The organism is Clostridium sp. HV4-5-A1G (genome assembly GCF_900184915.1).
GTDB lineage: Bacteria > Bacillota > Clostridia > Clostridiales > Clostridiaceae > Clostridium_B > Clostridium_B aromativorans.
Map to the genome: position 1 here is coordinate 1 of NZ_FXYI02000224.1, position 4,937 is coordinate 4,937.

At 36.1% G+C, this 4,937-nt stretch carries 3 protein-coding genes; 2 read left to right on the forward strand and 1 reads right to left on the reverse strand.

What is annotated here, in order from left to right; genetic code table 11:
- The first annotated feature begins 139 nt into the window (after positions 1-139).
- Positions 140-784, forward strand: a complete 645-nt coding sequence (locus J5G60_RS16620; RefSeq protein WP_150358520.1) for an undecaprenyl diphosphate synthase family protein — start codon at positions 140-142, stop codon at positions 782-784.
- Positions 785-925: 141 nt separating this feature from the next.
- Positions 926-1,087, forward strand: coding sequence for a CDIF630_02480 family spore surface protein (locus J5G60_RS16625; protein ID WP_150358519.1), 162 nt, complete (start codon positions 926-928; stop codon positions 1,085-1,087).
- Between the two features lie 90 nt (positions 1,088-1,177).
- On the opposite strand, the gene nifJ is transcribed toward J5G60_RS16625, so the two are convergent.
- Positions 1,178-4,699 (reverse strand): pyruvate:ferredoxin (flavodoxin) oxidoreductase, encoded by a 3,522-nt coding sequence (gene nifJ, locus J5G60_RS16630; RefSeq protein WP_207876583.1) that lies wholly within the window; start codon positions 4,697-4,699, stop codon positions 1,178-1,180.
- Between the last annotated feature and the right edge of the window lie 238 nt (positions 4,700-4,937).

Below are 4,937 nucleotides of genomic sequence, written 5' to 3' on the forward strand. Positions count from 1 at the left end.
AACTAAAAAATAATAAAAAATACTAACCAAATATAGATTTCAAATTTTTTTACTCAAAATCAATTTATTTTATATATTTTAGAATATTAACCAAAGTTATTGGCTATAATTTAAGACAGTATTGAAGGGGGATATGCATATGAAATTACCAAATCACATAGGTATAATTCCAGATGGAAACAGACGATGGGCTGTAAAAAATAAATTGAGTAAAGAAAAAGGTTATGTTTTTGGTCTAACCCCTGGTATGAAATTATTTAAACTATGCGAAAGATTAGGAATAAAAGAATTAACCTATTACGGTTTTACTACAGATAATACCAAAAGACCATTGATTCAGAGAAAGGCTTTTACTGAAGCATGTGTAGAAGCTGTAAAAATGCTTTCTAAAGAGGATGTTTCCCTACTGGTAGTGGGAAATACCGATTCTAATATGTTTCCAAAAGCTCTTCTACCCTATACCATTAGAAAAAATTTAGGCAGCGGTGGAATGAAACTTAATTTTCTGGTAAATTACGGGTGGGAATGGGATTTGGGAAAAACACAACATTCCCGAACTACAAATAGACATTCCATTATTTCATCTCTAAATTCCCATGATATATCAAGAGTGGATCTGATAATACGATGGGGCGGCAGAAGGAGACTCAGCGGTTTTCTTCCTGTTCAATCAGTATATTCAGATTTTTATATAATAGATGATTATTGGCCGGATTTCAAAGCCGAGCATCTTATAAAAGCCCTAAAATGGTATAATAATCAAGATATAACCTTAGGAGGATAATTGAATTTACATATTACCTTATTACCTTATAGTATTTTATAAAATTTTTAAAAATTGTAATTAAAAGCCGTAATATTAGAAAAACTTTTCACTTATATATTGTGGTTTTTCGAAAATACTAAAATTGAGGTGATATAAACTATGTCAAAAAATAAAAAAAATCATAGAGAAAAAATCATAGAAAATCACGAAACTGCTTCATGGGCAAACATTACTAAGATCAAACCGCTTTCCAAGGTACCTATTCCAGATGAAAACGCGACTGAGAATTCTAAAGAATGGGTAGACAGTAATGAAAAATGAAATCTCAAAAAAATATATAACAAATAGTTATATTATAGGCTAAAAATTATGGATCGCTATTTTTAAAGCGATCCATAATTTTTAGCCTAGTTATTGTATTTGAGATAGTTTCTTGTATATGTCATATCTATCCATAGCATTTTTTTCTGATAACTTAAATAGTTCATCCACCCTTTCCGGGAATGTATTTTTGAGAGATGAAAATCTTATTTCTCCCTCTATATAATCCCTGAAAGATAATTTAGGTGGTTTAGAATCTAAAATAAATGGATTTTTATTCTCAAGTTTCAATAGAGGATTAAATCTATATAGATGCCAATATCCAGATTCCACTGCTTTTTTTTCTTCAGCTATGCTGGTTCCCATACCAGTTTTTATACCGTGGTTTATGCATGGTGCATAGGCTATTATCAGCGAAGGCCCTCTATAGTTTTCAGCTTCTGTTATAACTTTTAGAGCATGATTCATATTTGCCCCCATGGAGATCTGCGCTACATATACATATCCATAGCTCATTGCCATAAGTCCTAGATCTTTCTTTTTAAGGACTTTACCCGAAGCTGCAAACTTTGCCACGGCACCAGTTTGAGTCGCCTTTGAAGACTGTCCTCCTGTATTAGAATACACCTCTGTATCCATTACAAACAGATTTATTTTTTTTATAGTTGGAAATACTTGATCTACACCTCCGAATCCTATATCATAGGCCCACCCATCTCCGCCTATTATCCACTGGGACTTTTTTACCAGATAATCCCTTTTATCCATTATTTCTCTCAGTACAGGATCTTTTTTATAATCACAGGATTCAATGGATTCTACTACTTTATCTGAAGAAACCTTAGATAAACTTCCATCTTCCATCGTGTTTAGCCACTCACTAAAGGCCTCTCTGATATTATCATACTTGCAGTCTTTTAAATAGGAGGTCATAAGAAGTTTAATTTTATCTCTCATCTGCTTTACAGCCAAAAACATACCATAGCCATATTCAGCATTGTCTTCAAACAGTGAGTTCCCCCAAGATGGACCCTTTCCATTTAAATTCTTAGTGTAGGCCATAGATGGTGCGCTTGCACCCCATATAGATGAGCAGCCTGTGGCATTTGCAATCATCATTCTTTCTCCAAAGAGCTGAGTTATAAGTCTTACATAAGGAGTCTCACCGCACCCAGGGCAGGCCCCATTAAACTCAAGAAGCGGTTTTATAAACTGACTTCCCTTTAAGGTATTCCTGCTCATTACATCCTCTTTTGAGACTATACTCATAGCATAATCCCAATTTTTCGATTCCACTTCCATCTTCTCTTCCAGTGGTTTCATAACAAGAGCTTTTCCCGGTGCCGGACATACATCCGCACAATTTCCACAGCCAGTGCAATCCATAGGACTTACCTGTATGCGAAAATTAAATTTTTCCAGCCCCCTGCCCACAGCTTTTTTACTCTCAAAACTTTCAGGTGAATTTTCTATCTCATCCTCATCTAGAAGGAATGACCTTATAGTAGCATGTGGACACACAAAGGCACACTGATTACACTGTATACATTTGTCAATCTGCCATTCCGGTATGGTCACTGCTATACCTCTCTTCTCATAAGCTGTGGTTCCAACAGGGTAAACCCCATCAGCTATATTAATGAAAGCACTTACAGGCAAATCATCTCCTTCATTTTTCGCCATAGGTCTTTGAATATTTCTCACAAAATCTGGTTCATCTCTTATTATCTCCATTTCCTCTACAGCGTCTTTCCACTTTTCAGGAACATTTACCTTTACAACAGCCTCCAGTCCTCTATCCACAGCTCTGTCATTCATCTCAACTATATTTTTCCCCTTACGTCCATAGGTTTTCTCTATGGATTCCTTCAAATATCTAATGGCATTACCTATTGGTATAACATTGGCCAGCTTAAAAAACACTGCCTGCATCACCATATTTATTCTGCCGCCAAGGCCTATTTCTCTGGCAATCTTAACTGCATCCACAATATAAAATTTTATATTATTCTGAGAAATATATTTTTTCATGGATGGGGGAAGTTTTTCATCCAACTCCTCTTGACTCCAGGGACAGTTTAATACAAAAGTCCCGCCTTTCTTCAAGCCTTTTAGTATATCATAATTATTTATAAAAGACCTATTGTGACAGGCTATATAATCCGCGCTATTCACAAGGTAAGGTGATTTAATAGGCTTTTTCCCAAATCTCAAATGAGATACCGTAGTTCCACCAGATTTCTTGCTGTCATAGGAAAAATAGGCCTGAGCATAAAGATCCGTATTATCACCTATGATCTTTACGGCAGATTTATTGGCTCCCACAGTACCGTCAGAACCAAGTCCCCAGAATTTGCAGCTTATAGTTCCCTCAGGAGTGGTTTCTATTGTACCATAATTTTTTAATGAAGTATTGGTAACATCATCTACTATGCCTATAGTAAACCTTTCTTTTGGCTCACTTTCCCTCATGTTTTCAAATACAGACAATATCTGGGAAGGGGTGGTATCCTTAGAACCAAGCCCATATCTTCCACCAAATATTGCAGGTGCATTTTGTCTCCCATAAAATATCTTGCATATATCCAGATACAGAGGCTCCCCCACAGAGCCCGGTTCTTTGGTCCTGTCTAAAACTGAGATTTTTCTAACAGTGGAGGGAAGTACCTTTAAAAAATGCTCTTTTGAAAAAGGCCTGTAAAGGTGCACCTTTATACACCCGACTTCTTTACCCTCTTTAATTAAATAATCTACAGTTTCATCAATGGTATCACATACGGATCCCATGGCCACAATTACACATTTGGCATTTTTATGCCCATAATACTCAAAAGGTCTATATTTTCTCCCAGTTATCTTATTTATTTCTTCCATATAGCTCTCTACTATCTCAGGAACTCTTTCATAAAATTTATTGGAAACCTCTCTGCTCTGAAAATATATATCTGGATTTTGCGCAGTTCCCTTAATTGTTGGATGTTCTGGATTTAAGGCCCTATCCCTAAATTCCTGTATTGCCTCATAATCTACCAATGGTTTAATATCATCATAGTCCATGACCTCTATTTTCTGGTATTCATGAGAGGTTCTAAATCCATCAAAAAAATGTAAAAATGGCACTTTAGACTCTATTGCACTCAGATGTGCAACAAATCCCAGGTCCATTGCTTCCTGAACATTAGAAGATGCCAGAAGAGCAAAACCCGTCTGTCTGCAGGCCATTACATCCTGATGATCCCCAAAAATTGAAAGTGCGTGGGTAGCAACTGCTCTGGCGCTCACCTGAAATACTCCCGGCAAATGCTCTCCTGCTATTTTGTACATGTTTGGTATCATCAGCAGAAGCCCCTGAGATGCAGTATAAGTAGTAGTCAATGCCCCTGCTGCTAGTGATCCATGCACTGCCCCTGCTGCTCCTGCCTCTGATTGCATTTCAGCTACTTTTACAGTCTGACCGAAAATATTCTTTTTCCCATGGGCAGACCATTCATCCACACCTTCGGCCATTGGAGTAGATGGAGTAATGGGATATATAGCAGCTACCTCAGTAAATGCATAAGAAGCATAGGCTGCAGCTTGATTTCCATCCATAGTCTTCATATTCTTAACCATAAAACTTGTCATCCTCCTTTATTATTTATAGATAGATATGTATAATATTCATAGAGTCTAGAGTCCCCATGAAATTCTCTCCACCTTTGTTTTTATCATTCCATTTTCTTCAATTTTAGGGTAGAAAGTATATCTTCTTTAACTTATTATTTGAAATATAAAGATTCTCATACATAAATATTTTAAAAATATCAGGTTTTCTAGATAATCACATTTAATTATTTTCTCTATATAATAA